The organism is Geopseudomonas sagittaria, assembly GCF_900115715.1.
GTDB classification, from domain to species: Bacteria; Pseudomonadota; Gammaproteobacteria; order Pseudomonadales; family Pseudomonadaceae; genus Geopseudomonas; species Geopseudomonas sagittaria.
Map to the genome: position 1 here is coordinate 152,455 of NZ_FOXM01000009.1, position 23,001 is coordinate 175,455.

At 68.7% G+C, this 23,001-nt stretch carries 26 protein-coding genes; 9 read left to right on the plus strand and 17 right to left on the minus strand.

The features are described from left to right. Nucleotide 1: 1 nt before the first annotated feature. The 4 genes from BM297_RS12740 to BM297_RS12755 all read right to left on the minus strand — a co-directional run bounded on the left by BM297_RS12740 (nt 2) and on the right by BM297_RS12755 (nt 3,810). Nucleotides 2-988 (minus strand): alpha-ketoacid dehydrogenase subunit beta, encoded by a 987-nt coding sequence (locus tag BM297_RS12740; protein ID WP_092432075.1) that lies wholly within the window; start codon nt 986-988, stop codon nt 2-4. Next, entirely contained in the window at nt 981-2,078 is a 1,098-nt protein-coding gene (gene pdhA, locus BM297_RS12745) for a pyruvate dehydrogenase (acetyl-transferring) E1 component subunit alpha (protein WP_092432077.1), read from the minus strand. Before pdhA ends, BM297_RS12740 begins: the two co-directional genes overlap by 8 nt. 58 nt (nt 2,079-2,136) lie before the next feature. Next, nucleotides 2,137-3,159, minus strand: coding sequence for a Glu/Leu/Phe/Val dehydrogenase family protein (locus BM297_RS12750; RefSeq protein ID WP_092432079.1), 1,023 nt, complete (start codon nt 3,157-3,159; stop codon nt 2,137-2,139). A 198-nt stretch (nt 3,160-3,357) separates the two neighbouring features. Next, nucleotides 3,358-3,810 (minus strand): flavodoxin domain-containing protein, encoded by a 453-nt coding sequence (locus BM297_RS12755; protein ID WP_092432081.1) that lies wholly within the window; start codon nt 3,808-3,810, stop codon nt 3,358-3,360. Nucleotides 3,811-3,929: 119 nt separating this feature from the next. Between BM297_RS12755 and BM297_RS12760 the strand changes: the two genes are divergently transcribed. Continuing rightward, nucleotides 3,930-4,385 carry a PAS domain-containing protein gene (locus BM297_RS12760; RefSeq protein WP_092432082.1) on the plus strand — a complete coding sequence of 152 codons (456 nt, stop codon included), beginning with the start codon at nt 3,930-3,932 and terminating at the stop codon, nt 4,383-4,385. A gap of 363 nt (nt 4,386-4,748) precedes the next feature. On the opposite strand, the gene BM297_RS12765 is transcribed toward BM297_RS12760, so the two are convergent. Next, nucleotides 4,749-5,702 (minus strand): MerR family transcriptional regulator, encoded by a 954-nt coding sequence (locus BM297_RS12765; protein ID WP_092432084.1) that lies wholly within the window; start codon nt 5,700-5,702, stop codon nt 4,749-4,751. Between the two features lie 97 nt (nt 5,703-5,799). Here BM297_RS12765 and BM297_RS12770 point away from each other — a divergent pair, with 97 nt between their 5' ends. From BM297_RS12770 to cysZ, 7 genes are all read left to right on the plus strand, one after another. Beyond that, nucleotides 5,800-6,240 (plus strand): thiol-disulfide oxidoreductase DCC family protein, encoded by a 441-nt coding sequence (locus BM297_RS12770; RefSeq protein WP_092432086.1) that lies wholly within the window; start codon nt 5,800-5,802, stop codon nt 6,238-6,240. A 288-nt stretch (nt 6,241-6,528) separates the two neighbouring features. Then, nucleotides 6,529-7,239, plus strand: coding sequence for a dihydromonapterin reductase (gene folM, locus BM297_RS12775; RefSeq protein ID WP_092432088.1), 711 nt, complete (start codon nt 6,529-6,531; stop codon nt 7,237-7,239). A 45-nt stretch (nt 7,240-7,284) separates the two neighbouring features. Further along, on the plus strand, nt 7,285-7,854 hold the full coding sequence (gene folE / locus BM297_RS12780; RefSeq protein WP_092432090.1) for a GTP cyclohydrolase I FolE: 570 nt from the start codon (nt 7,285-7,287) through the stop codon (nt 7,852-7,854). Then, nucleotides 7,855-8,226, plus strand: coding sequence for a dihydroneopterin triphosphate 2'-epimerase (gene folX, locus BM297_RS12785; protein WP_092432092.1), 372 nt, complete (start codon nt 7,855-7,857; stop codon nt 8,224-8,226). It abuts the gene before it with no gap. Between the two features lie 120 nt (nt 8,227-8,346). After that, entirely contained in the window at nt 8,347-8,640 is a 294-nt protein-coding gene (locus tag BM297_RS12790; protein ID WP_175526649.1) for a DUF1244 domain-containing protein, read from the plus strand. Then, nucleotides 8,637-8,978: a HopJ type III effector protein gene (locus BM297_RS12795; protein ID WP_092432096.1), complete on the plus strand. Its 342-nt coding sequence runs from the start codon at nt 8,637-8,639 to the stop codon at nt 8,976-8,978. The genes BM297_RS12790 and BM297_RS12795 overlap by 4 nt, the downstream gene beginning before the upstream one ends. 158 nt (nt 8,979-9,136) lie before the next feature. Beyond that, nucleotides 9,137-9,892, plus strand: a complete 756-nt coding sequence (gene cysZ / locus BM297_RS12800; protein WP_092432099.1) for a sulfate transporter CysZ — start codon at nt 9,137-9,139, stop codon at nt 9,890-9,892. Between the two features lie 23 nt (nt 9,893-9,915). Here the strand turns inward: cysZ and BM297_RS12805 are convergent, their stop codons facing one another. Both BM297_RS12805 and BM297_RS12810 read right to left on the minus strand, forming a co-directional pair. Next, nucleotides 9,916-10,407, minus strand: coding sequence for a glutathione peroxidase (locus tag BM297_RS12805; RefSeq protein ID WP_092432103.1), 492 nt, complete (start codon nt 10,405-10,407; stop codon nt 9,916-9,918). Between the two features lie 114 nt (nt 10,408-10,521). After that, entirely contained in the window at nt 10,522-11,007 is a 486-nt protein-coding gene (locus BM297_RS12810; RefSeq protein WP_092432106.1) for an FKBP-type peptidyl-prolyl cis-trans isomerase, read from the minus strand. Nucleotides 11,008-11,231: 224 nt separating this feature from the next. On the opposite strand from BM297_RS12810, the gene BM297_RS12815 reads away from it, so the two are divergent. Continuing rightward, complete coding sequence (locus BM297_RS12815; RefSeq protein WP_092432108.1) at nt 11,232-12,143, plus strand: acyltransferase; 912 nt, start codon at nt 11,232-11,234, stop codon at nt 12,141-12,143. Between the two features lie 31 nt (nt 12,144-12,174). Here BM297_RS12815 and BM297_RS12820 read toward each other — a convergent pair whose 3' ends face one another. The 10 genes from BM297_RS12820 to BM297_RS12865 all read right to left on the minus strand — a co-directional run. Beyond that, complete coding sequence (locus tag BM297_RS12820) at nt 12,175-13,230, minus strand: extracellular solute-binding protein (protein ID WP_092432110.1); 1,056 nt, start codon at nt 13,228-13,230, stop codon at nt 12,175-12,177. A gap of 126 nt (nt 13,231-13,356) precedes the next feature. Then, nucleotides 13,357-15,078: a PAS domain-containing hybrid sensor histidine kinase/response regulator gene (locus BM297_RS12825; protein WP_092432112.1), complete on the minus strand. Its 1,722-nt coding sequence runs from the start codon at nt 15,076-15,078 to the stop codon at nt 13,357-13,359. Further along, nucleotides 15,062-16,222: an alcohol dehydrogenase-like regulatory protein ErcA gene (gene ercA / locus BM297_RS12830; protein WP_092432114.1), complete on the minus strand. Its 1,161-nt coding sequence runs from the start codon at nt 16,220-16,222 to the stop codon at nt 15,062-15,064. The genes BM297_RS12825 and ercA overlap by 17 nt, the downstream gene beginning before the upstream one ends. Nucleotides 16,223-16,360: 138 nt before the next feature. Next, complete coding sequence (locus tag BM297_RS12835; protein WP_092432116.1) at nt 16,361-18,388, minus strand: alpha/beta hydrolase family protein; 2,028 nt, start codon at nt 18,386-18,388, stop codon at nt 16,361-16,363. A gap of 7 nt (nt 18,389-18,395) precedes the next feature. Then, a complete protein-coding gene (gene pqqE, locus BM297_RS12840; RefSeq protein WP_092432118.1) occupies nt 18,396-19,550 on the minus strand; it encodes a pyrroloquinoline quinone biosynthesis protein PqqE in 1,155 nt (384 codons plus the stop codon). Further along, on the minus strand, nt 19,522-19,800 hold the full coding sequence (gene pqqD / locus BM297_RS12845) for a pyrroloquinoline quinone biosynthesis peptide chaperone PqqD (RefSeq protein ID WP_092432120.1): 279 nt from the start codon (nt 19,798-19,800) through the stop codon (nt 19,522-19,524). Before pqqD ends, pqqE begins: the two co-directional genes overlap by 29 nt. After that, complete coding sequence (gene pqqC / locus BM297_RS12850; protein WP_092432122.1) at nt 19,797-20,549, minus strand: pyrroloquinoline-quinone synthase PqqC; 753 nt, start codon at nt 20,547-20,549, stop codon at nt 19,797-19,799. The genes pqqD and pqqC overlap by 4 nt, the downstream gene beginning before the upstream one ends. Before the next feature lie 138 nt (nt 20,550-20,687). Beyond that, the gene (gene pqqB, locus BM297_RS12855; RefSeq protein WP_092432124.1) at nt 20,688-21,599 is read right to left on the minus strand and encodes a pyrroloquinoline quinone biosynthesis protein PqqB; all 912 of its coding nucleotides are present in this window, start codon (nt 21,597-21,599) and stop codon (nt 20,688-20,690) included. 47 nt (nt 21,600-21,646) lie between these two features. Then, nucleotides 21,647-21,718, minus strand: a complete 72-nt coding sequence (gene pqqA / locus BM297_RS12860; RefSeq protein WP_003253598.1) for a pyrroloquinoline quinone precursor peptide PqqA — start codon at nt 21,716-21,718, stop codon at nt 21,647-21,649. A gap of 320 nt (nt 21,719-22,038) precedes the next feature. After that, on the minus strand, nt 22,039-23,001 hold a 963-nt coding region (locus BM297_RS12865; protein ID WP_139231055.1), incomplete at its 5' end, for an aldehyde dehydrogenase family protein.

Consider the following 23,001-nt stretch of genomic DNA (forward strand, 5'->3'; position numbering starts at 1 on the left):
TTCAGGCGTACTCCAGCACCGCGTCGCAGGCGGCGAGGATGTCGCCGACGTCCGGCAGGTAGTACTGCTCCAGGCGGTACAGCGGCGGCGGGATGTCCGGCGCGGCGACCCGCTGGATCGGCGCGTGCAGGTCGAGCAGCGCGCGCTCGTACAGGCTGGCGGCGATCTCCGCACCCACTCCGCCGCTCTTCGGCGCCTCGTGGACGATCACGCAGCGCCCGGTCTTGCGCACCGAGGCTTCCAGGGTGTCGAGATCCAGCGGCTTGATGCAGGCGACGTCGATCACCTCGGCGCTGACCCCGCGCTCGGCCAGCGCACTGGCGGCCTGCAGCGTCTCGTGCACACTGGCGCCCCAGCTGACCAAGGTGAGGTCGCTGCCCTCGCGCAGGGTGAAGCAGCTGTCCAGCGGCAGGCGGCGGCCGTCGTCGAGCAGCGGCTGCGGGTTCATCCGGTACAGGCGGGTCGGCTCGAGGAAGATCACCGGATCGGGATCGTCGATGGCCGCCAGCAGCAGGCCGTAGGCGCGCGCCGGCGACGAGGGGATGACCACGCGCAGGCCGGGAATGTGGGCGAACAGCGCCTCGGTGGCCTCGCTGTGGTGTTCGGGCGCGCGGATGCCGGCGCCCATCGGCGAGCGCAGCACCAGCGGGCAGCTCAGCCGGCCGCGGGTGCGGTTGCGCAGGCGGCCGGCGTGCGACACCAGCTGCTCCATGGCCGAGTAGATGAAGCCGAGGAACTGGATTTCCATCACCGGCTTGAGGCCCTGGGCGGCCATGCCGATGCTCAGGCCGGCGATCATGTTCTCGGCCAGCGGCGTATCGATCACCCGCTTGAAGCCGAACGCCTCGCGCAGGCCGAGGGTGGCGCGGAATACGCCGCCGTTGACGCCGATGTCCTCGCCGAGCACCACCACGTTGTCGTCCTCGGCCATCGCGCGGTGCAGGGCCAGGTTGACCGCCTCCAGCAGGGTGTACTTTTTCTCACTCATGGTCGGCTCCTTGCGTGCGGCGGGCGATGCGCTCGGCGAACTGCTCGCGCTGCTCGGCCAAGGCCGGCGGCCAGCTGGCATAGACGTACTCGAACACCGACAGCGGGTCCTGCGCCGCCAGCGCCTCATAGCGCTCGATGGCCTGCTGCAGTTCGGCCTGGCAGGCGGCCACCAGCGCCTGCTCCTGCGTCTCGTCCCACAGCCCGCGCGCCACCAGGAAGTTCTGCAAGCGCTTGACCGGCTCCTCGTGCCAGGCCTGGTTGACCTCCTCGGCGCTGCGATAGCGGGTGGCATCGTCGGCGGTGGTGTGGTCGCACAGCCGGTAGGTGATGCACTCCAGCAGCGTCGGCCCCTTGCCGTGGCGGGCCTGGTCGATGGCGTGGCGCAGACGTTCGACCACCGCGATCACGTCGTTGCCATCCACCTGCTCGCCGGCGAACCCGGCGCCGATGGCCTTCTGCGCCAGGGTCGGCGCACCGCACTGGATGCGCCGCGGCACCGAGATCGCCCACTGGTTGTTGTTGACCACGAACACCACCGGCAGCTGCCAGGCGCCGGCGACATTGAGCGCCTCGAGAAAATCGCCCTTGCTGGTGGCGCCATCGCCGCAGGTGGTCAGCGCCACGCGGTGCTCGCCGCGGATCTTGAACGCGCTGGCTACCCCGCAGGCATGCAGCGCCTGGGTGGCGATCGGCACGCACAGTGGGAAATCGCCGCGCGCCACCGGGCCCGCATAGGCGCTGCCGCGTTCGTCGCCGCCCCAGTACAGCAGCATCTCGCTCATGCTCACCCCGCGCAGCAGCTGGCTGGCGGTATCGCGGTAGTACGGCAGCAGCACGTCGTCGTCGCGCAGCAGGGTACCGATGGCGGTGCCGATGGCTTCCTGGCCGAGGCTGGAGGCGTAGGTGCCGATGCGCCCGGTGCGCTGCAGGGCGATCACCTTCTGGTCGAACAGACGGGTGCGCAGCATGGCGCGGTACAGCCCGACCAGCCGCGCGCCGTCTTCCGTCCAGTCGGGCAGCGGGCCGAGCGGTCGGCCCTCGGCGTCGAGGTAGCGGGTCAAGGGCAGCTCGATTCGGTTGTGGGGCATGGCATCCTCCCTGGCACCTGGCGGTGCGTTGGCGGCCGCGGCTCGGCGGCGCAGCGACTCAGGAACCGTAGATCAGGCGTTCGGCGAGCATGTCGGCCACCCGGGCCGGCGAGCGCTGCTCGGCCTGCGCCTCGGCATAGATTTCCGTCAGCCGCGCGCCGATCCGGGAAAGGTGGGCGGCAATCTCGGCCGGACTTCGCCCCTGATGTTGCAGGGCGACGAAGATCAGGCCGCCGGAGTTGATCACGTAGTCCGGCGCGTAGAGGATCCCGCGCGCCGCCAACTGGTCGCCCATCTCCGGGCTGTCGAGTTGGTTGTTGGCCGCACCGGCGACGGCCGCGCAGCGCAGCTGGCCGACCGTCTGCGGGTTGATCGCCCCGCCCAGGCCGCAGGGCGCGAGGATGTCGCAGGGCATGCCGAGCAGCACCTCGCTGGACACCGGCTGCGCACCGAGCCGCTCGACCGCCCGCTGCAGGCGCGCCTCGTCGATATCGCTGACCAGCAGCTCGGCGCCGGCCGCCGCCAGATGCTCGGCCAGTGCGTAGCCGACATGGCCGAGGCCCTGCACGGCGATGCGCAGGCCCTTGAGATCGGCGCTGCCCAGGCGCGCCGCGGCGGTGGCGCGGATGCCGGCGAGCACGCCCAGAGCGGTGTGCGGCGACGGGTCGCCACCGGTGGTGGTGCTGGTGACGTGGCGGGTGTGGCGGGCGATGCAGTCCATGTCGGCGCTGGAGGTGCCGCTGTCCACCGCGGTGATGTAGCGCCCGCCGAGCTTGTCGACGAAGCGGCCGAACGCCTCGAACAGCGCCTCGCGGCTGGCCAGCTGCGGCGGGCTGATGATCACCGCCTTGCCGCCGCCCAGGGCCAGGCCGGCCAGCGCGGCCTTGTAGCTCATGCCGCGGGCCAGGCGCACGGCGTCGCGCGCCGCGCTCTGTTCGTCGGCGTAGGCCAGATAGCGGCAGCCGCCGAGCGCCGGGCCGAGATTGGTGTTGTGAATGGCGATGATCGCGCGCAGCCCCGTTTGCGGGTCGCTGGCCAGATGCAGCTCCTCGACGCGCGCGGCTTCCATGGTGGCGAACATGAGACGAACTCCTGACTGGTCGATGAGTCCGGCGTCGTCGGCAGGATCGCGCCTGGCCCTGCCGCCGCGACGGACACCCCCGTCCGCCTCGACACAGCCGCCTGCGCTGCGCTCCTGCGCGGGAGGACGAACCCCCGCGCGACGCTTCTTTCGTCTCAGTATAGGCAGCGCTCGCCCCGCTGCCCGGCGATCAGGCTCTCAGCGCAGGTTGGCCGCCAGGCGCGCCAGCCACGGCTCGGCGTCCTCGGCCGGGGTCACCGTCTCGCTGGCATCCAGTTGCAGTTGCGACTGCACATCGCGCATGCCCAGTTTGAGCAGTTGCGCATGGGCCTGCAGGGCGGCGGCACAGAAGTTCTCGCCGTAGTCGGAGTCGCCCAGGCCGATCACCGCCAGCGGCCGGCCACGCCAGTCGGGCTGCCAGCCGTCGATCTCGTCGAGCAGCGCCTGCAGGTCATCCGGCACCTCGCCCATGCCGGTGGTCGAGGTCACCACCAGCAGCGCCTGCGGGTCCAGCGCCAGCAGCGCGTCGAGGCCGATGTCGGGCAGATGGCGCGCGTCCAGGCCGGCAGCGCGCAGCTGCGCTTCGGCATGGCGGGCCACCTCTTCGGCGGCGCCGAAGGCAGAACCGGAAAGAATGGCGACTTCGAGCATGGTGGCTCCCGGGCAAAAATGGAAAGCCGCCATTATGCGCCAATGCAGCGTCGCTGCGACGGCATGGCAAGCCGATGGGGATGGATTAGAATGCCGCCATCACCTACAGGACAGTCCCGATGATCAACGCCAAGCTGCTGCAACTGGTAATCGACGCCTCCAACGACGGCATCGTGGTGGCCGAACAGGAAGGCGACGACAACATCCTCATCTACGCCAACCGCGCCTTCGAGCGCCTGACCGGCTATGCCGTCGACGACATCCTCTATCAGGATTGCCGCTTCCTGCAGGCCGGCGACCGCGCCCAGCCCGGCCTGGAGGCCATCCGCCAGGCGGTGCACGAGCATCGCCCGTGCCGCCAGGTGATCCGCAACTACCGCAAGGATGGCTCGCCGTTCTGGAACGAGCTGTCGATCACCCCGGTGCTCAACGAGGCCGACCAGCTGACCTACTACATCGGCATCCAGAAGGACGTCACCGAACAGGTCGAGGCCGAGCAGCGCGTGCGCGAGCTGGAAGCCGAGCTGGCCGCCGTGAAGGCCGAGCTGGAAGCCCTGCGCGCCGGCAAGGCCTGAGCCCGCCGGGCTACTGTCAGTCCGCCGCCTGCCGCCCGCGTGCTGGCGCCGGCGCGGGGTCGCGGCCAGCCGTTGCGCGATCCGGAAATAAAAAACTCCGGCAGCCAAAGGGTTCGCGGCGGCTGCCGGAGTGCGCAGGCAGAGTGCGGCGTACAGGCTTTCAGGGGGTGGACTGTACGGCGCGCATTTCTGTATAGCTTTTGTATAACAAAATGCCGTGCACGGCAAGCATTCCTGTACAGCGCGCACAGTATTTTTTCATCGACAGCCCGCGGCGTCGCCCGGGGTATGCCCGGGCGACGGCTGTCGCACATGGAATCATGGGCCATCGACCCGGGCAGCCGGGCCGGCGGAAGGCGACCGTCAGGTATCCAGATGACCGGCGAGGAACTGGCGCAGACGCCGCGGCATCAGCCGCCCCTCGCTGCCCAGGCAGGCGATCGGCGTGCCCTGCAGGGACTCCTCGGCCAACTCGGCCACCTCGCCGGCCAGCGCCAGCGGGCAGTCCAGCGCCAGCACCAGGCGACCGAGCTGGCGCGGCAGCTCGGTTTCCGGCGGACGATTGGAGAACAGCACCAGCGCCTGCGGCTGGATCTTCTCGCACACCAGCGGCAGCTCGTCGAACGGCTGGCCAATGCCGAGCAGGCTCACCGCCAGATCGCTGCCGGCCAGCAGCAGACCGGTCACCAGCAGCTCCAGCTCGTGGCCATGGCCGGGCAGCGCGGCCAGCAGCACGCGCTCCTCGCTCTGCCCGCGACTCAGCTGCAGGCGCTGCAGGGCACGGCCGCGCAGGAAGGTATCGAGAAACAACCACTCGCTGGTCTGGCCGAAACCGTCCTGACGCAGCAGCAGCTCCTGCCACACCGGCAGCAGCACGTCCTGGAACACCACCGCCAGCGGATAGCTGGAGAACACCTGGCCGTACAGGCGCTCCAGGCCCACTTCGTCGAAGGCCGCCACGGCGCGGCGCAGCTGCGCCTGCCACTCGCCCCACTCGCCGACCGCCACGTCGTCGTAGGCCGGCGCGCTGGGCGCCTTGGCCGTGTTGCTGCGGGCGAGGATCTTGCCGACCTTGCTGACCGCCACGCCACGCTCGATCCAGGCCAGGATGCTGCGCACCGCGTCGATATCGGCCAGCGAATACAGGCGATGACCGCTGTCGGTACGGGTCGGCTGGATCAGCCCGTAGCGCCGCTCCCAGGCCCGCAGGGTGACCGGGTTGACGCCGGTCAGGCGCGACACCTCACGGATCGGATACAGCTCTTCCTCGCGGGGCACGGCGGGAACGCTGGCGGAGGCGACGGAGAATTCGGGCATGGCATAGGCACCGCACGGCGGATGTGAGTGGCGATTGTAACCCAGGCCATTGCCGGCTTAAATTGTACAATACATGTACATGCACAGGACGCTCGCCATGCACCACCCCACTGCCTGGCCACTGACGCTCTACTACGACGGCAGCTGTCCGCTGTGCGCCCGCGAGATCCGCGCCCTGCGCCGGCGCGCGTCGCCACAGCGCCTGCAACTGGTGGATATCGACGCCGCCGACTTCGATCCCGCCTCACTCGGCTTCAGCCGCAGCCAGCTGCAGCAACGCCTGCATGCGCGCTTCGCCGATGGCCAGTGGGTGAGCGGCCTCGACGCCACCTTCTGGAGCTGGTGCGCCGCCGGCCTCGGTCGCTGGGCGGCGCCCTTGCGCTGGCCGCTCCTGCGGCCGCTGCTGGAACTCGGCTATCGACTGTTCTGCCGCCTGCGCCCCTTCCTGCACTGGCTGCCCCATCCGGACGGGGCGGCGCGCTGCCGTACCGCAACCTGCGAGCTGCCGGACCGAACCGGCAACGCCGACAGGGATTGAACCCCGCCAGCAGCGCCACGGCCGGAAAGCTGCCAAAACATGTACAAAACACAAAATCTAGTACAATAAAATGACACACCCAAACGCCCGTGCAGCCGTGGAAACAGGCGCCCTAGCGGCCTATGACAGCCAGGCACTCGACAAAAACCGCCTACCCACACGACCCGCATGGTTGTACAAGATCGAATACTGATATAACTTTGCCCCTGGTTCAGTCGGTGCACCGTCCCGCACTTGTCAGGTACCCGGCGGCAGTGCCGCTGAACCCCCTTTTGCCACGAGGCCTTCATGAGTCAGTCAGCCGCCCCCATCCTGATCACCGGCGCCAGCCAGCGGGTCGGCCTGCACTGCGCGCGGCGGCTGCTCGACGCCGGCCAGCCGCTGATCGTCAGCTACCGCACGGAGCGGCCGGCGCTCGACGAGCTGCGCCAGCGCGGCGCGCTGACCCTGCCGGCCGACTTCTCCAGCGAAGCCGGCATCCTCGCCTTCATCGCCGAACTCCAGCAGCACACCGAGCAGCTGCGCGCCATCGTGCACAACGCCTCGGACTGGCTGCGCGAGGAGCCCGGCCACGAGGCCGAGGCCTTCACGCGCATGGTCAACGTGCACATGCTGGCGCCCTACCTGATCAACCTGCACTGCCGCGAATTGCTCGAGCGCTCGACGCCGGCCGACATCGTGCACATCACCGACGACGTCGCCCGCCGCGGCAGCGCCAACCACGTCGCCTACTGCGCGAGCAAGGCCGGCCTGGAAAACCTGACCCTGTCGTTCGCCGCGCAGTTCGCCCCGCGGATCAAGGTCAACGCCATCGCCCCGGCGCTGGTGATGTTCCACGCACACGACGACGCGACGTACCGCGAGAAAACCCTGGCCAAGTCGGCCCTCGGCATCGAGCCGGGACCGGAGGTCATCTACCAGAGTCTGCGCTATCTTCTGGACAACCCCTACGTCACCGGCACCAGCCTGTGCGTCAACGGCGGCCGCCACCTGAAGTGAGCCCGCTACAGTGAGCCCCCAAGCGGCCGCCACGAGGAATCGAACATGAGCGATCAACTGTCGCAAATCACCCAGCATTACCGCGAAATTCTCAAGGGCATCGGCGAGGACCCCGAGCGCGAAGGCCTGCAGGACACCCCCAAGCGGGCGGCCAAGGCCATGCAGTACCTGTGCCGCGGCTACGAGCAGTCGCTGGACGAGATCGTCAACGGCGCGCTGTTCGCCTCCGACAACGACGAGATGGTGATCGTCCGCGACATCGAGCTGTACTCGCTGTGCGAGCACCACCTGCTGCCGTTCATCGGCAAGGCCCACGTCGCCTACATCCCCACCGGCAAGGTGCTCGGCCTGTCCAAGGTGGCGCGCATCGTCGACATGTTTGCCCGCCGCCTGCAGATCCAGGAAAACCTCACCCGGCAGATCGCCGAGGCCGTCCAGCAGGTGACCAACGCCGCCGGCGTGGCCGTGGTGATCGAGGCACAGCACATGTGCATGATGATGCGCGGCGTGGAAAAGCAGAACTCGGTGATGTCCTCCTCGGTGATGCTCGGCGCCTTCCGCCAGTCGACCAACACCCGCCAGGAATTCCTCCAGCTGATCGGACGGAGCCGCTAAATGCCACGACTCGAGCCCGGCATGGCGCGCATCCGCGTCAAGGACCTGCGCCTGCGCACCTACATCGGCATCAAGGAGGAGGAAATCCTCAACAAGCAGGACGTGCTGATCAACCTGACCATCCTCTACCCGGCGCAGGACGCGGTGCAGGGCAACGACATCGATCAGGCGCTGAACTACCGCACCATCACCAAGGCGGTGATCCAGCATGTCGAGGAAAACCGCTTCGCCCTGCTCGAACGGCTGACCCAGGAAATCCTCGACCTGGTGATGGCCAACCCGGCGGTGCGCTACGCCGAGGTCGAGGTCGACAAGCTGCATGCCCTGCGCTTTGCCGAGTCGGTGTCGATCACCCTCGCCGGGCATCGCTGAGCACCTCCGCTCCTGCAACGCTTGCGGCCGCCCCGGCATTGTCCGGCGCGGCCGCGGCTTTTATCATCGCTCCTCCGTCCACCGATCGCCGCGAGAGCAGCCATGAGCGAACCCGTAGTCATCACCGCACAGCAGCGCCTCGAACTGGAGGCCGCCGCCTTTCGCCGTCTGCTCCAGCACCTCGGCGAGCGCAGCGACGTGCAGAACATCGAGCTGATGAACCTGGCCGGCTTCTGCCGCAACTGCCTGGGCAAGTGGTACAAGGCCGCCGCCGACGAGCGCGGCATCCAACTGTCCGCCGAAGACGCGCGCGACGCTATCTACGGCATGCCCTACGCCGAGTGGAAAGCCCAACACCAAAAAGAGGCCACGCCCGAGCAACTGGCCGCCTTCGACCAAGCGAGCAAGAAATGACCGCACTGACCGACTTCCGCGCCGCTCTGCGCCGCGCCGAGCATCCCTTCGCCGACACCCTGGTGTTCATCGCCGCCCACTACGACTACCAGCCGCAGCCCTTCGTCAACGGCGGCGTGGAGAGCGCCGCCGGGCAGAACGAGGGCTCCTGCAAGCTGCTCGGCCTGGCCCTGCTCGAAGGCCTCAGCGACGAGGAAACCCTGCTCGGCTTCGGCGAGCACTACCGCAGCGTGCTGGCCACCCCCGAGGGCAGCGACCACGCCAACATCCGCGCCCTGCAGGTCTCCGGCCTGGCCGGCGTGCGCTTCGCCGCGCTGCCGCTCAAGCGCAAGGCCTGAGCCGCTTCGGGTAGGGTGGGTTAGCCGCAAGGCGGCGTAACCCACCAACGATGCCGCCAGGCATCGCGAGTCCCGCTGGTGGGTTACGGCCTGCGGCCTGACCCACCCTAGGACACGCCCCGTGCTAAGTTGGCCGCGTGTTCCCTCTGGAGTTACCCATGCCCACCCAAGCCCTCTCCGGCCCCGGCTATCTCGGTGCCGGCCTGAAACTGATCCTGCGCCCCGGCCTGCGCCTGTTCGTCCTGCTGCCGCTGACCATCAACCTGCTGCTGTTCGTCGGCCTGATCGTGCTCGCCGTGCGCGAGTTCGAGGGCTGGGTCGCCAGCCTGATGCCCGGCCTGCCCACCTGGCTGAGCTTTCTCGAATACCTGCTGTGGCCACTGTTCGTGGTGCTGGTGCTGCTGATCCTGTTCTTCAGCTTCACCCTGCTCGCCAACCTGATCGCCGCGCCGTTCAACGGCTTCCTCGCCGAGAAGGTCGAGGCGGTGGTGCGCGGTGAGGACACCTCGCCGCCGTTCAGCTGGGGCGAGCTGCTGGCGATGATCCCGCGCACCCTGGCCCGCGAACTGCGCAAGCTCGCCTACTTCCTGCCACGCGCGCTGGGGCTGCTGGTGCTGTCGCTGATTCCGGGGCTGAACCTGATCGCCGCGCCGCTGTGGCTGCTGTTCGGCGTGTGGATGATGGCGGTGCAGTACATCGACTACCCGGCCGACAACCACAAGCTGGGCTGGGACGAGATGCTCGCCTGGCTGCGCGCCAAGCGCTGGCAGAGCCTGGGCTTCGGCACTGCGACCTACGCCGCGCTGCTGGTGCCGGGGCTGAACATCCTGCTGATGCCGGCCGCTGTGGCCGGGGCGACGGTGTTCTGGGTACGCGAGGACGGCGCCGCGCTGCTCACCCAGCCGACGCGTTGAAGCATGTGCCGCGGGCGCCGGGCTTACGCCAGCGCCGCGAGGGCCTTCTCGATCGCCTGGATCAGCAACGGATCCTCGGGGGTGATGCGCGGCGAGAAACGCTCGAGCACGCGGCCATCGGGGCCGACCAGGAACTTCTCGAAGTTCCAGGTGATGTCGCCGGGGAATTCCGCGCCCTCGCCGGCCAGCAGCAGGTACAGCGGATGGCGATCGGGGCCGTTGACCTCGAGCTTGGCGCTCAGCGGGAAGCTGACGCCGTAGTTGAGGCTGCAGAACGCGCGGATGTCCGCCTCGCTGCCCGGCTCCTGCCCGGCGAACTGGTTGCACGGCAACCCCAGCACGCTGAAGCCGCGCTCGCGGTACTGCTGGTACAGGTGCTCCAGCCCGGCGTACTGCGGAGTCAGGCCGCACTTCGAGGCGACGTTGACCACCAGCACCACCTTGCCCTTGAACGGGGCCAGCGGCAGCTCCTCACCATCCAGGGCCTTGAGGGTCAGATCGTGAAAGACGCTCATCACATCGCTCCATGCCGATCTCGGTAGCATTAAAAAGGCGCTATCGCGGTCTGCAACAGCGCCTTCCTGAATGACAGCTTAGCAGCAGAGCCAGCAGGCATCTGCTCGCCGGACTCAGTGGTGATGACCGCCTTCGCCGTGCACGTGACCGTGGGCGATTTCTTCGGCAGCCGCGTCACGCACGTCGATGACCTTGACCTTGAAGTTCAGGCGCTGGCCGGCCAGCGGGTGGTTGCCGTCGACGGTGACGTCGTCGCCTTCCAGATCGCGGATGGTGACGATCTGCATGCCGCCGTCCGGAGCGGAGGCATGGAACTGCATGCCGACTTCCAGCTCGTCGACGCCTTCGAACATGGCGCGGTTCAGCACGGCCACCAGCTCGACGCTGTAGTCGCCGTAGGCTTCCTGCGGCTCGATGGTCACTTCCAGCTCATCACCGGCCTGCTTGCCTTCGAGGGCCTTTTCCAGACCGACGATGATGTTGCCAGCACCATGCAGGTAGACCAGCGGTGCGCCGCCGGCGGAGCTGTCGATGACCTCACCGTTTTCGTTGGTCAGGGTGTAGTCAATGGAAACCGCCTTGTTGGCCGCGATCTGCATGCTGGGAAACCTTTGCGAATTTGAGTATGGAAGGCGATTTTACGTCGCTCTCGAGCCGAAAGCGACCCGCCGCGGGACGGATGGACCGGCCAACGCCAGGCGCGCGATGATTGTCGGGCAAGATCCGCCAACGGCGGCGATCGGACAGCCCTGTCGCGGCTGGGCTATCATCCGCAGCGCGCCCCTGCAGCCGCGGGACGGCGCCGCTTGCCCGGAATTCGACGATGCTCCGACACCTGCCCGCGCCGCTGCGCGGCCTCATTGCCGGCCTGTTGCTGGTGCTCAACACCCTGTTCTGGTGCTGGCCGCTGTTCGCCCTGGCCCTGCTCAAGCTGCTGCTGCCGTTTGCCGCCAGCCGGGCGCTGTGCCGGCGCCTGATGGGCCACATCGCCGAGGCCTGGGCCGCCGGCAACAACGCCTGGATCCGCCTGGTGCAGGAGATCGACTGGCATGTCGAGGGCCTCGAGCGACTGCAGGGGCACCGCTCCTGCCTGGTGATCAGCAACCATCAGAGCTGGGTGGACATCTTCGTCCTGCAGTACCACCTCAATCGGCGCCTGCCGCTGCTGCGCTTCTTCCTGAAGAAGGAGCTGATCTGGATTCCGCTGTTCGGTCTGTGCTGCTGGGCGCTGGACTTCCCGTTCATGCAGCGCCACTCCAAGGCCTACCTGGCGCGCCATCCGGAAAAGCGCGACGCCGACCGCCAGGCCACCCGCCGCGCCTGTGCGCGCCTGTCCGGCATTCCGCTGGCGCTGTTCAACTTTCTCGAAGGGACGCGCTTCACCGAAGCCAAGCACGCGGCGCAGCAGTCGCCCTACCGTCACCTGCTCAAGCCGCGCGCCGGCGGCATCGCCCTGGCCATCGACGCCATGGGCGAGCAACTGCAGGGACTGGTCAACGTGACCATCCACTACCCCGACGGCCGCCCGCGCTTTCGCGATCTACTCTGCGGCAGGCTGCGCCGGGTGGCGGTGTGTTTCGAGGAGCAGGCGATCCCGCCGGAGTTCGTCGGCCGCAGCTACGACCAGGATCCGGCCCACCGCCTGCAGTTCCAGCAGTGGGTCAACCGCCTGTGGGCCGACAAGGACGCCCTGCTCGAGCGCCTGCACCGGCAGTTCCCGCCGCGCACAAACTGAAGTACGCGGCGGGGTAAGGCTGGTGCGCCGCTTAGGGCTTGACCTGCGCCCAGGAGGCATCCACCGCCACCTTCTGCTTGGCGCTCAGCGCCTCGAGGTAGTAAAAGCTGCGCCGCTGGTCGCCGGTGACCACCAGCTCCAGGCGCTCGCTGGCCAGCTTGGTCATCGCCGGCGAGTCGGCACGGGTGACCGGATAGAACAGGGTGTCGAGGGCGTTGCGGGTATTCACCTCGGCACTGGCCAGGTAGTCGATGAAGCGGTACGCCGCGGCGACGTTGCTGGCGTTGCGCGGAATGGCCATGGTGTCGATGAACATCAGCGCGCCCTCGCGCGGCATGACGAAGCGCAGCGGCGCACCGGCGTCGGCCGCCTTCAGCACATGCCCGCTCCAGGCCATGGTCATGCACAGCTTGCCGCTGGCCAGCTGCTCGATGTAGGAGCTGTTGCCGAAGCTGGCCGCCTTGCCACGCAGTGCCGCCAGCTCGGCGCCGGCCTGCTGGATCTGCCGCGGGCCGCTGCGACCCAGCGCGCGGCCCTTGTAGTTGAGCAGCAGCGACAGGGTTTCCTCACGCGCATCGAGCATGCCGATGCCGCACTGGGCCAGACGCTCGCTGTTCTTCGCATCGAACAACAGGCCCCAGGTATCCTCGGGCATCTCGCCCAGGGTATCGACCACCTTGGACACGTTCAGCGCCAGGCCGACGGTGCCCCACAGGTAGGGCACGGCATGACGGGTCTTGCCGTCGAAGCCGACGAGCATGGCCAGCAGGTCGGGATCGATCTCCTTCAGGCTGGGCAGCTTGGCCGGATCCAGCGATTGCAGGCGCTGCGCGTCGATCAGCGCCGGCAGGTGGAAATGCGCAGGAAATACCACGTCGTAGCTGGCGCCGAAACCGACCTCGTTGAGTACCCCCTCGGCCGAGGCGTAGGTGGTGTACTCCACCTTGATCCCGCTCTGTTTCTCGAACGCCTGGATCACGCTGGGCGCCAGGCGGCCTTCCCAGCCGTACACCTTCACGACCTCTTGCGCCTGCGCCAGACCGGCCCCCAGGCCGAGGCTCACAGCCAACAGCATCCGTTTCAACATTGCCCGTACCCCTTATAGTTATAGGCGGACCGCGCCCCCATGACAGCGGTCCCGCGCGCGGGGATTTAATCGAGCCATACGACTTTTGTCGCGCCAGCCTGCAGCAAAGGTGACACAGGTCTCAGTTCAGACAAGGAACTGGCTGAGCACCGCGCGCAGCTTGCCCGGCCGAACCGGTTTGTTGAGCAGCGGAATGCCCTGCTCGTGCAACTGGCGGCGGCACTGTTCGCTGCGCTCGGCGGTGATCATCACCGCCGGCAGCGGTCCGGCCGCCTCGCCGCGCAGGGCATGGATCAGATCGCAGCCGTTGGCGCCCTGATCGAGGTGATAGTCCACCAGCAGCAGCTCCGCCGGCCAGTCGGCCAGCTGCTCGCGCGCCTCCTCCAGGCCACTGGCCACGCGCACCTCGCAGCCCCACTGGGCCAGCAGCGCCTGCATGCTCTGCTGGATGTCCGGCTCGTTGTCGACCACCAGCACCCGTCGCCCCGGCAGCGGATTGCCCGGCGTCTCGCGCGGACGCGCGACCGGCTCCGGCGCCACGTAGTCGGCCAGCGGCACCTCGATGCTGAACACCGAGCCGCGCCCCGGCTGCGAGCGCACCTGGATGCGGTAATCGAGCATGCGCGCGATGCGCTCGACGATGGCCAGACCCAGACCGACGCCCTTGCGCTCGGCGGCGCGACCGGCGTCCAGCTGGTTGAACTCGAGGAAGATTTCCTCGAGCTTGTCCACGGCAATGCCGCGGCCGGTGTCCCACACCTCGACCAGCAGGCGCCCGCCGCGCCGGCGGCAGCCGAGCAGCACACGGCCCTGGCCGGTGTAGCGGCAGGCGTTGCTGAGGAAGTTGCGCAGGACGCGGGTGAGCAGGCGGAAATCGGTGTTCACCGCCAGGCGCGGAATGCGCACGCGCAGCTCGAGGCCGGCGGCCTCGGCCACCGACTGGAACTCCGAGGCCAGCGGCGCCAGCAGCTCGTCGAGGCGATACACCGCCAGGTCCGGGCGGATCGCCCGGCTGTCCAGGCGGGCGATGTCGAGCAGGTCGGCGAGCAGGTCCTCGGCGCCCTCCAGGGCCTGGTGGGTGCGCTCCACCAGGTTGGCCTCGCTGGCCGGCAGGCGGCGCTCGCGCAGGGTGGCGATCAGCAGGCGCGCCGCGTTGAGCGGCTGCAGCAGGTCGTGGCTGGCCGCCGCCAGGTACTTGTCCTTGCTCTGGTTGGCCGCCTCGGCGGCGTCGCGCGCCTCGCGTAGCTCGCATTGGATGCGCTCGCGCTGGCGGATCTCCTGCTGCAGGTGACGGTTGGCCTCGAGCAGCTCGGCGGTGCGCGCGGCGACACGCTGCTCCAGCTCGATGTTGAGCTGCTGCTGGCGCAGCTGGGCCTGCTTGCGTTCGGTAATGTCGGCGACGAAGCCCTCGACCAGGCCCTCCTCGTCGGGCTTGAGCAGCAGGTTCATCAGCACGTCGATGCAGCTGCCGTCGCGGCGGCGCAGGCGCGTCTCGTAACCGTACAGGCCGTGGCCCTGGCTCAGCACGGCGTTGATCCGTGCCAGCTCGGCGGCACCGCCGACGAACAGCTGTTCGGCCAGATCGGTCTGCGACCACAGCACCTGCTGCGGATCCTCGTAGCCGAGCATGTGCGCCAGCGCCGGGTTGGCGGCGAGGATGCCGTGGTTCAAACGACCCTGGAAGATGCCGTGCACCGCATGTTCGAACAGCCACTTGTAGCGGTTGCGCTCACGCTCCAGCTCCTCGAGACGTGCCGACAGTTCCGGGTAGTAGCTCTTGCGCGCCGAGTGGCTGCCCAGGCCGAGCAGGTCGGCAACGTCGGGGCGACCGTCAGAGAGCTTCGCCATACACCACCTCGACGTCGCGCTGGGTCGACTGTCGCGGATTGGTCAGGATGCACGGGTCCTGCATCGCGTGCTGCGACAGGAAGGGAATGTCCGAACTGCCCACGCCGTGCAGCTTGAGGGTCTCCTCGAAGCCGACCGCGCGCTTGAAGGCGACCAGGTGCTCGACCAGGCGGCTGCGCACCTGCGCCGACGGCAGACCGCGGCAGTCGATGCCGAAGGTCTCGGCGACGATGCGAAAGCGCTCCGGCGCGGCGTCGAAGTTGAACGCCACCACGTGCTCGACCAGCGCCGCGTTGCACAGCCCGTGCGGCAGGTCGAGGTAGCCGCCGAGGCTGTGGCTCATGGCGTGCACCGCGCCGAGAATCGCGTTGGAGAACGCCAGCCCGGCCTGCATGCTGCCGAGCATGATCTTCTCGCGCAGAGCGATGTCCTGCGGATTGGCGATCATCTGCACCAGGTTGCCATTGATCAGGCGCATCGCCTCCAGCGCGTGGGGGTCGGTGAGCGGCCCGCTGCCGGTGGAGACGAACGCCTCGATGGCGTGCACCAGGGCGTCGATGCCGGTGCAGGCGGAGAGGAACGGATCCATGCTCACCGTGGTTTCCGGGTCGATCAGCGACACGTCCGGCACCACCGCCTTGCTGACGATGGAGAACTTCATCCGCTCGGTCTGGTTGGAGATGATCACGAACTGCGACACGTCGGCCGAGGTGCCGGCGGTGGTGGGGATGAGGATCAGCGGCGGGCTGGGCACGCGGATGGTGTCGACGCCCTCGAACTCGAGGATGCAGCGCCCGTGGGCGGCGACGATGCCGATGCCCTTGGCGCAGTCCATCGGACTGCCGCCGCCGACCGCGACGATCACGTCGCAGGCGCTGGCGCGATACAGCTCGGCGCCGGCCATCACCTCCTCCACCCGCGGGTTGGGCGACACCGCGGTGTACAGCACGTGGGCGATGCCCTGGCGATCCAGGCTGGCCAGCACGTCGCCGACCCAGCCGGCCGCCTGCACGCCGGGATCGGAGACCACCAGTACCCGCCGCGCACCGAAGGTCGCGGCGTAGTTGCCGACCGAGTGACGGGAGCCGGCACCGAAGATGATTTCCGGGCTGACGAACTTGCGAAGCGGACTGATGGCAGACATGCGGGAACCTGACGGCATCTTTGTTGTTATGAAGTGTTACAGGGCGACAGCCTACTGGATTAGTCGGTCTTTGCAATCCACCCAAGGTGGCACAGCCGCTCTACGGTAGCGGCCTCCGCCCGCCAGGCCAGCCCGGCGCTAAGCGAGCCAGCGCTGGTAGAACCGCCACTCGCGCTCGAGCGCATCGGCCAGGTTGGCGGCCTGGCGGAAGCCGTGGCGCTCCCCGGCATAGCGGCGGTACTCCACCGCCACCCCCCGCGCGCGCAGGGCGGCGACCATCGCCTCGGTCTGCTGCGGCACCACCACCGCATCCAGGCCGCCCTGGAAGAAGATCAGCGGCGCCGCGATGCGCTCGGCGTGCAGCAGCGGCGTGCGCGCCCGGTAGCGTGCGGCATCGCGCTCGGGGTCGCCGATCAGCCAGTCCAGGTAGTCGCCCTCGAACTTGTGGGTGGCGCGGCGCAGGCTCAAGGGGTCGCTGACTCCGTACAGGCTGGCGCCGCCGCGGAACACCTCGTGGAAGGCCAGTGCGCACAGCGCCGTGTAGCCGCCGGCGCTGGCACCGCGGATGAAGGCACGCCTGGCATCCACCAGGCCCAGCTCGCCGAGACGACGGAGCAGCGCGCAGGCGTCGTCCACCTCGATATCGCCCCACGCCCCCTTGAGGCGCAGGCGGAAGGCGCGGCCGAAACCGCTGGAGCCGCGGTAATTGAGGTCGGCCACGGCGAAGCCGCGCTGGGTCCAGAACTGGATGCGCGGATCGAATAACGGATAGCAGGCCGAGGTCGGCCCGCCGTGCAGGAACACCACCAGCGGCGGCGTTTCGCCGGCCAGTGGCCGGCAGGCGGCGTTGCGCGGCGGATAGAAGAAGGCGTGGGCCTGCTCGCCCGCGCCGCTGGCGAAACTCAGCGGCTCGGGACACGACAGCTCGCCCACGCCCAGCGGCTGCTCGCCGCCGGCGAGGATGCGCACCGCCGCCGAGTCGCGGGCGATGGCCAGCACCGCCGGCAGCCGCTGCGGCGCGCCGGCGATGCAGTAGAAATAGTGCTGGTCCGCCGCCAGCTGGCGGAAGCGGCTGAACTCGGCGGCCAGGCGCCGCTCGCGCCCGGTGCCGTCGCGCTCGATCAGCAGGCCCCAGCCCTCCTCCAGCCGGCTCAGCAGCAAACCTTCCGCCGCCAGCGGCAGGTAGCTGACGGTGCCCAGTTGCCAGGGGGCGGGAGCGTGGTCGGCGCAGGCCATGGGCTGCGGCTCGCTCCAGCATCCGCCGCCATTGTCCGCCCGACATGCGGGCTGGGCAGCTCTTGTAGGAGGCCCGCCCCCGGGGCGATGCTCTTGAACCCCTGACGGCCCTGCGGCCCGTGTCACCGCGAGGGCGCGCCTCCCACAGGTATCAGTCGACAGGTGCAATTGGCCGCCCTGCTCGCTCCACGGCTGCCACCAGCCGCCACGGTCGCTGAGGCACCACAGCCGACCGTCGGCGGCGAAACAGGGTTGCTGCAGGGATTCGTTGCCGCTGGCACCGGCGAGGACCTCGCTGGCGCCGAGCGAGCCATCGGCATGCACCGCGGCCCGGCACAGCCGGGTGGACGTCCACGGCAGCTCGGGGCGGTCCCACTCGACCCACGCCAGGCTGCGCCCGTCGGCGGACAGCCGCGGCGCGGCGTAGAAGTCGGCGCCCTCGACCAGCACCCGGCGCCGACCGTCCGCCAGCGCCAGGCTGACTAGCCGGTGCACCACCGTCTCGGCCTCGCGACTTTCCTCCACCGCCAGCACGGCCTGCCGGACCGGTGCGAAGTGCAGGTCGCCGTAACGGCAGTTGGGATTGGCGGTCAGGGCATGCAGCGGGCCGGCCATGCCGTCGCCACCGACCGCCAGCCGGTAGACCTGCTGGTCCGCCTCGTCGACCAGCGCCACGCCGTCGCCCGCCACGCAAAAGGCGCCGCCGCCGTATTCGTAGACCCGGCTGCGCACGGACAGCCCCGGAGGGGTCAGGCGCTGCGCCACCCCGGCGCGCCACAGCCACAGGCTGCAACCCGCCTCGGCCGGGTCGAAGGCCAGCCACAGCAGGCCGCCCAGTCCGGCGCGCAGCTCGGCGAAGTCGCGGCTGGCCGCGGCGGCATCCGCCGCCGACCAGGTGCTGGGCCAGCTGCCGCAGGGAAGCTCCGCCATCGCGCCCCTAACCCTTGCAGATGATCTTCGACGCCCGCTCGTTGCGCGCGGTGAGCTGCTCCAGGCTCCACGGCGCCTCCTCCGCCTCGCGGCGGGCGTCGAGGATCAGGCCGTGGTGCGCCGACTTGCTGCACACCGGGTCGGCATTGCTGGCGTCGCCGGTGAGCATGAACGCCTGGCAGCGGCAGCCGCCGAAGTCGCGGTCCTTCTCGTCGCAGGAGCGGCACGGCTCGGGCATCCAGTCGTCGCCGCGAAAGCGGTTGAAGCCGAACGACTCGAACCAGATGTGCTCGAGGCTGTGCTCGCGCACGTTGGGGAACTGCACCGGCAGCTGGCGCGCGCTGTGGCACGGCAGCGCGGTGCCGTCCGGGGTGATGTCGAGGAACAGGTTCCCCCAGCCGTTCATGCACGCCTTGGGCCGCTCCTCGTAGTAGTCGGGGGTGACGAAGATCAGCTTGCACGGATGCTTCTGCGCGGCGAGCTTGTCGCGCCACTCGTTGGTGATGCGCTCGGCGCGCTCCAGCTGCGCCTTGGTCGGCAACAGCCCGGCGCGGTTCAGCTCGGCCCAGCCGTAGAACTGGCAGGTGGCCAGCTCGACGAAGTCGGCCTCCAGCTCCAGGCACAGCTCGATGATCCGCTCGATGTTGTCGATGTTGTGCCGGTGGGTGACGAAGTTGAGCACCATCGGGTAGCCGTGCTTCTTCACCGCGCGGGCCATTTCCAGCTTGTGGGCGAAGGCCTTCGGCGAGCCGGCCAGCAGGTTGTTCACCTCCTCGTCGGCGGCCTGGAAGCTGATCTGGATATGGTCCAGCCCGGCCTCGCGGAAGCTGGCGATCTTCGCCTCGGTCAGGCCGATGCCGGAGGTGATCAGGTTGGTGTAGTAGCCCAGCTCGCGCGCGGCGGCAATCAGCTCGGCGAGATCCTGGCGCACCAGCGGCTCGCCACCGGAGAAGCCGAGCTGGGCGGCGCCCAGCTCGCGGGCCTGGCGAAACACCTCGATCCACTGCGCGGTGCTCAGCTCCTCACCCTGCTTGGCGAAGTCCAGCGGGTTGGAGCAGTACGGGCACTGCAGCGGGCAGCGGTAGGTCAGCTCGGCGAGCAGCCACAGCGGCGGGCCGGGCGTGTGCCCCGGCTTAGCGAAACTCGATCCAGAAACGCTCATGGGCCACCTCCAGGAAAGCCAGAATGTCCTCGGCGATGCCCTCGGCATCCGGGAAACGCGCCTGCAGGTCGGCGATGATCGCCCCCACGCTGCGCGCGCCGTCGACTTCGGCGAGAACCGCGCCGGCGCTGTCGTTGAGCTTGATCATGCCCTCGGGGTAGAGCAGCACATGGCAATTCTGCGCCGGCTCCCACTGGAAGCGGTAGCCGCGGCGCAGCGCCGGAATCTTGGTCAGGACTTCGTCGCTCACAGCGCGATCCCCCGGTGCCAGACCCGCTCGGCGGTGACGGTGTGGTACGGCGGGCGCTCAAGCTCGTAGGCCATGCTCATGGCGTCGAGCATGCTCCACAGCACGTCGAGCTTGAACTGCAGGATCTCCAGCATGCGCTGCTGGGCCTCGAAGGTAGTGTAGTGCGCGAGGGTGATGCGCAGGCCGTGCTCGACGTCGCGGCGCGCCTCCTTGAGGCGCTTGCGGAAGTAGTCGTAACCGGTCGGATCGATCCACGGGTAGTGCGCCGGCCAGGCGTCCAGGCGCGACTGGTGGATGTGCGGGGCGAACAGCTCGGTCAGCGAGCTGCTGGCCGCTTCCTGCCAGCTGGCGCGGCGGGCGAAGTTGACGTAGGCGTCCACCGCGAAGCGCACGCCGGGCAGCACCAGCTCCTGGGACAGCAGTTGCGCACGATCCAGACCGACCGACTCGCCCAGACGCAGCCAGGCCTCGATGCCGCCCTCCTCGCCCGGCGCGCCGTCGTGGTCGATGATGCGCTGGATCCACTCGCGGCGGGTGTCGCGGTCCGGGCAGTTGGCCATGATCGCCGCATCCTTCACCGGGATGCACACCTGGTAGTAGAAGCGGTTGGCCACCCAGCCCTGGATCTGCTCGCGGCTCGCGCGGCCTTCGTACATGGCCACGTGGAACGGGTGGTGAATGTGGTAGTAGGCGCCCTTGGCGCGCAGCGCCTGCTCGAACTCGGCGGGGCTCATGGCAGTCTGGGTCATCACGGCTCCTCGGTGGCCGCAGTCGCTGCGGCGCGTTGTTGTTGTTCTGGTGCCTGGCACCTTGCGCAGGGTGGGTCAGCCGCAACGCGGCGCAACCCACCATCGATGCCGCCAGACATCGCGACGGCCGGCTCGGGTTTACAGCTCGATGCTCATGCCATCCCAGGCGACCTCGATACCGCGCGCGTCCAGCTCGGCGCGCTCGGCCGAGTCCTCGTCGAGGATCGGGTTGGTGTTGTTGATGTGGATGAGCACCTTGCGCGGCCGCGGCAGGCGCTCGAGCACCTCGAGCATGCCGCCGGCGCCGCTCTGCGGCAGGTGGCCCATGGCGCTGCCGAGCTTGTCGCCGACGCCGGCGTGGATCATCTCGTCGTCGCGCCACAGGGTGCCGTCGACCAGCAGGCAGTCGGCCCGGTCCATCCACTCCAGCAGCGCGCCGTCCACCTGGCCGAGGCCGGGGGCGTAGAACAGCTTGCCGCCGCTGCGGACGTCCTCGACCAGCAGGCCGAGGTTGTCGCCCGGGTGCGGGTCGTTGCGGTGCGGCGAGTACGGCGGCGCCGCGCTGCGCAGCGGGATCGGCGTGAAGCGCAGCGCCGGGCAGGCGGCGACGGTGAAGCTCTGCTCGAGGGCGATCGGATTCCAGCGCAGGCCGCCGTGCCAGTGGCTGAGCATGTTGAACAGCGGGAAGCCGGTGGTCAGGTCCTGGTGGACCATCTCGCTGCACCACACCTCGTGCGGGCAGCCCTCGCGCAGGGTGAGCAGGCCGGTGGTGTGGTCGATCTGGCTGTCCAGCAGGATCAGCGCGCGGATCGCCGTGTCGCGCAGCGCGCGGGCCGGCTGCAGGGCCGGGAAGGCCTCGATCTGCGCGCGGATGTCCGGCGAGGCGTTGCAGACGATCCAGTTGACCCCGTCGTCGGACAGGGCGATGGAGGATTGGGTACGCGCCTTGGCACGCAGGGTGCCTTCGCGCAGGCCGCGGCAGTTGCGGCAGTTGCAGTTCCACTGCGGGAAACCGCCGCCGGCGGCGGAACCGAGGATACGGATATGCATGGGCAGTTCCCGAGCGGGAAGCCCCGGACGGGCCGGGGCTATGTGGATCAACGGTTGGCGAAGTACATCGTCACTTCGAAGCCAATACGCAGATCAGTGAAGGCGGGCTTGGTCCACATGGCGCAGTCCTCTTGTTGTCGAAACCGGTGAATTCCGGCAAGACAGTTATGCACCCGCTGGCGCGCGGGCCAAATGGTACTTTGGAAGGAGTTTAGGCTGACCTTGGTAGCCCTGACCGAACGCCGACCACCGCGCGCGGCAAGCGCCGGGCTGCGCGGCGTGCGGCCCGGTCAAACTGCGGACGAAAAAAAACGCGGCCGAGGCCGCGTTCGACAGGGACTGCCGGAAGCCATGGGTAACCGGCGGCAGCCGCGCTCGCTGAGCGCATCGACAAGGACAGACCGGCGCGCCGGGATGCGCGCGCCGGGGGTGGAGAGACTTAGAAGAAGCCCAGCGGATTGACGTCGTAGCTGATCAGCAGGTTCTTGGTCTGCTGGTAGTGGTCGAGCATCATCTTGTGGGTCTCGCGGCCGACGCCGGACTTCTTGTAGCCACCGAAGGCGGCGTGCGCCGGGTACAGGTGGTAGCAGTTGGTCCACACGCGACCGGCCTTGATGCCGCGGCCCATGCGGTAGGCACGGTTGATGTCGCGGGTCCACACGCCGGCGCCGAGGCCGAACTCGGTGTCGTTGGCAATCGCCAGGGCCTCGGCTTCGTCCTTGAAGGTGGTCACGCTGACCACCGGGCCGAAGATTTCCTCCTGGAACACGCGCATGTCGTTGGTGCCCTTGAGCAGGGTCGGCTGGATGTAGTAGCCGCTGGACAGGCTGCCCTCGAGCTTCTCCGCGCCGCCACCGGTGAGGATCTCGGCGCCTTCGGCGCGGGCCACGTCGAAGTAGGAGAGGATCTTCTCGAACTGCTGGTCGGACGCCTGCGCACCGACCATGGTCGCGGTGTCCAGCGGGTTGCCGCGCTTGATCTGGCCGATCTTCTTCATCACCGCAGCCATGAAGTCGTCGTAGATCGACTCCTGGACCAGCGCGCGCGACGGGCAGGTGCACACCTCGCCCTGGTTGAAGAACGCCAGCACCAGGCCTTCGGCGGCCTTCTCGATGAAGGCCGGCTCGGCCTGCATGATGTCTTCGAAGAAGATGTTCGGCGACTTGCCGCCCAGCTCGACGGTGCTCGGGATGATGTTCTCGGCGGCGCACTTGAGGATGTGCGAGCCCACCGGGGTGGAACCGGTGAAGGCGATCTTGGCGATGCGCTTGCTGGTGGCCAGCGCCTCGCCGGCCTCGCGACCGAAGCCCTGCACCACGTTGAGCACGCCCTTGGGCAGCAGGTCGCCGATGATTTCCATCAGCACGGTGATCGACAGCGGGGTCTGCTCGGCCGGCTTGAG

Excerpts from the sequence above, each read along its gene's own strand:
- BM297_RS12740 (WP_092432075.1), bottom strand. The coding sequence starts at position 988 with ATGAGTGAGAAAAAGTACACCCTGCTGGAGGCGGTCAACCTGGCCCTG.
- pdhA (WP_092432077.1), bottom strand. The coding sequence starts at position 2,078 with ATGCCCCACAACCGAATCGAGCTGCCCTTGACCCGCTACCTCGACGCC.
- BM297_RS12750 (WP_092432079.1), bottom strand. The coding sequence starts at position 3,159 with ATGTTCGCCACCATGGAAGCCGCGCGCGTCGAGGAGCTGCATCTGGCC.
- BM297_RS12755 (WP_092432081.1), bottom strand. The coding sequence starts at position 3,810 with ATGCTCGAAGTCGCCATTCTTTCCGGTTCTGCCTTCGGCGCCGCCGAA.
- BM297_RS12760 (WP_092432082.1), top strand. The coding sequence starts at position 3,930 with ATGATCAACGCCAAGCTGCTGCAACTGGTAATCGACGCCTCCAACGAC.
- BM297_RS12765 (WP_092432084.1), bottom strand. The coding sequence starts at position 5,702 with ATGCCCGAATTCTCCGTCGCCTCCGCCAGCGTTCCCGCCGTGCCCCGC.
- BM297_RS12770 (WP_092432086.1), top strand. The coding sequence starts at position 5,800 with ATGCACCACCCCACTGCCTGGCCACTGACGCTCTACTACGACGGCAGC.
- folM (WP_092432088.1), top strand. The coding sequence starts at position 6,529 with ATGAGTCAGTCAGCCGCCCCCATCCTGATCACCGGCGCCAGCCAGCGG.
- folE (WP_092432090.1), top strand. The coding sequence starts at position 7,285 with ATGAGCGATCAACTGTCGCAAATCACCCAGCATTACCGCGAAATTCTC.
- folX (WP_092432092.1), top strand. The coding sequence starts at position 7,855 with ATGCCACGACTCGAGCCCGGCATGGCGCGCATCCGCGTCAAGGACCTG.
- BM297_RS12795 (WP_092432096.1), top strand. The coding sequence starts at position 8,637 with ATGACCGCACTGACCGACTTCCGCGCCGCTCTGCGCCGCGCCGAGCAT.
- cysZ (WP_092432099.1), top strand. The coding sequence starts at position 9,137 with ATGCCCACCCAAGCCCTCTCCGGCCCCGGCTATCTCGGTGCCGGCCTG.
- BM297_RS12805 (WP_092432103.1), bottom strand. The coding sequence starts at position 10,407 with ATGAGCGTCTTTCACGATCTGACCCTCAAGGCCCTGGATGGTGAGGAG.
- BM297_RS12810 (WP_092432106.1), bottom strand. The coding sequence starts at position 11,007 with ATGCAGATCGCGGCCAACAAGGCGGTTTCCATTGACTACACCCTGACC.
- BM297_RS12815 (WP_092432108.1), top strand. The coding sequence starts at position 11,232 with ATGCTCCGACACCTGCCCGCGCCGCTGCGCGGCCTCATTGCCGGCCTG.
- BM297_RS12820 (WP_092432110.1), bottom strand. The coding sequence starts at position 13,230 with ATGTTGAAACGGATGCTGTTGGCTGTGAGCCTCGGCCTGGGGGCCGGT.
- BM297_RS12825 (WP_092432112.1), bottom strand. The coding sequence starts at position 15,078 with ATGGCGAAGCTCTCTGACGGTCGCCCCGACGTTGCCGACCTGCTCGGC.
- ercA (WP_092432114.1), bottom strand. The coding sequence starts at position 16,222 with ATGTCTGCCATCAGTCCGCTTCGCAAGTTCGTCAGCCCGGAAATCATC.
- BM297_RS12835 (WP_092432116.1), bottom strand. The coding sequence starts at position 18,388 with ATGGCGGAGCTTCCCTGCGGCAGCTGGCCCAGCACCTGGTCGGCGGCG.
- pqqE (WP_092432118.1), bottom strand. The coding sequence starts at position 19,550 with ATGAGCGTTTCTGGATCGAGTTTCGCTAAGCCGGGGCACACGCCCGGC.
- pqqC (WP_092432122.1), bottom strand. The coding sequence starts at position 20,549 with ATGACCCAGACTGCCATGAGCCCCGCCGAGTTCGAGCAGGCGCTGCGC.
- pqqB (WP_092432124.1), bottom strand. The coding sequence starts at position 21,599 with ATGCATATCCGTATCCTCGGTTCCGCCGCCGGCGGCGGTTTCCCGCAG.